The sequence below is a fragment of the Komagataeibacter kakiaceti JCM 25156 genome (genome assembly GCF_000613305.1).
The window spans coordinates 1-1,756 of the sequence record NZ_BAIO01000481.1 but is presented as its reverse complement, the minus strand read 5'-3'; the positions used below and the strand labels follow the sequence as shown (position 1 = coordinate 1,756).

General features: G+C 65.3%; 2 protein-coding genes and 2 pseudogenes. All 4 read left to right on the top strand.

Annotated elements, in window-relative coordinates; translation table 11 throughout:
* Nucleotides 1-682: pseudogene (locus tag JCM25156_RS25220) on the top strand (hypothetical protein); the annotation flags it as partial.
* Entirely contained in the window at nucleotides 619-942 is a 324-nt protein-coding gene (locus JCM25156_RS31485; RefSeq protein ID WP_242402702.1) for a restriction endonuclease, read from the top strand. The pseudogene JCM25156_RS25220 and the gene JCM25156_RS31485, both read left to right, overlap by 64 nt.
* Before the next feature lie 248 nt (nucleotides 943-1,190).
* Nucleotides 1,191-1,388, top strand: a complete 198-nt coding sequence (locus JCM25156_RS30235) for a hypothetical protein (protein ID WP_206777872.1) — start codon at nucleotides 1,191-1,193, stop codon at nucleotides 1,386-1,388.
* Nucleotides 1,389-1,392: 4 nt separating this feature from the next.
* Nucleotides 1,393-1,724: pseudogene (locus JCM25156_RS25215) on the top strand (DMT family transporter).
* Nucleotides 1,725-1,756: the final 32 nt, after the last annotated feature.

Below are 1,756 nucleotides of genomic sequence, written 5' to 3'. Positions count from 1 at the left end.
GGTGCTTGCGCCAGAGGGGCGGGATCACGCGCTGGCGCAGCTGCATTGCCGCCGTGTGGGGACGGATGCGGACTGGCAGTTGCTTGAGCGTCACGGGGACACGGTGCTGCTGCGTCAGTTCCCCTTCCATCATGGTGACACGCCGCTTTATTTCGCCGCCAGTGTCGCGGGCGCAAATCCCGCATCCGGGGCATTGCCTGTCGGCCTGGTGCACGGCGCGCTGGCGGCGGGGGTGATTGTGGGGGTGTGGCCGCTGTTACGGTTCGGCTGGCGGCGGCTGCGCCGTCGGCGGGCGGTGCGGCTGTGTTATCGCATGGTGAACCGCCATGCCGAGACGCTGCGTATCCGGCGCAGGCAGCTTGTGCAGGTCAACAGTTACGGGGTGGAACGTGTTGGCAAATGGCGGCGCGAACAGACGGAATTCGTCAAGACCGTACTCCAGCCCGCCCTGCGCCGCGCCCGGCTGCATGATGTCTGGCCCACCATTGCAGCCCCGGTGCTGGCGCGCGTTGAACGGGTGGCCCGCCAGCCGCTCGCCACCGCAGGCGGCAGGCATGATGACGGGGTTTATACCCCAGACATGGACCCGATCGCCTACGAAGCTATTGCGCCCGCCGCCTGCGTGGGGCGGGGTGGGAAGCCCGCGCCACCACGCCGGGCAGCGACCAGGGGGCCGATGTGATCGCGACCCGCGATAACATGCGGCTGGTCGTGCAGTGCAAACTGTACCGCAACACGGTGGGCAACGAGGCGGTGCAGCAGGTTGCCGCCGCCCGCCTGCATTATCGTGCCGATTTCGCCGCCGTTGTTTCCAACGCCGATTACACCCTTCCGGCCCGCGCGCTGGCGCGGTCGAACAATGTCTTCCTGCTGCATCACGACGAACTGCCAGCCTTCACCGCCCGCCTGATGCGACTGCGCGAAGGGGTCTCCGTGTCATAACATGACAGGAGGAGCCGTAAAGCGGTACGTCAGGGCCGGGATTTCAGTCCTTTGCGGGCTGGGAAACCGGCGCGGCAGGGCGGTTGCGCGTGCTCAGGCGAACCGTGATCAGCAGATGGGCGATCATACGTGCAGAGTTGCTCATGGTTCATACCTCCTATCTACGCTATACATGAATCGTTTTAGCAAAGCGAAGGTTTCCTGCACGATATGAAAGTTTTTTATCGTTACGGCGCCATGGGCGGGACATGTCCGGCCCGGCTGGAAAAAACAGGGGAGATGATGGCGGGATGCGGGCAGGACCGAGACACCATCCGGCACGAGCGGTGGAGCAGGAACGGCACTGGCGCAGGCCGGTCCGGCAGGGCGGGGCGCTGGATATGTTGACGATTCGCGCGCGAATGGCCCGCCCCGTCCTGCCGTTCCCCACGCATGGGGCGTGGTGAGGGCATGCCCTATCTCTATCTGGCCATCGCCATTGTTGCTGAAGTAACGGCCACGTTCTGCCTGACGTTATCCGCCGGCTTTACCCGGCTGTGGCCATCCTGCGTCACGGGGGTGGGGTACGCCGTGGCGTTCTATGCGCTTTCACAGGCGTTGCGCGTCATTCCCACCGGCATCGCTACGCCATCTGGTCTGGCGTCGGCACCGTGCTGATCGCGCTGGTCTGCCGCGTGGTGCTGGGGCAGAAACTGGATCTGGCGGCCATGGCGGGCATGACGCTCATCATATGCGGGGTGCTGGTCATGAACCTTCTGTCCAGCGCGGGACAGCACGGCTGAAGGGGGCGGGCTCCATCATGGAGCCCGCCGTG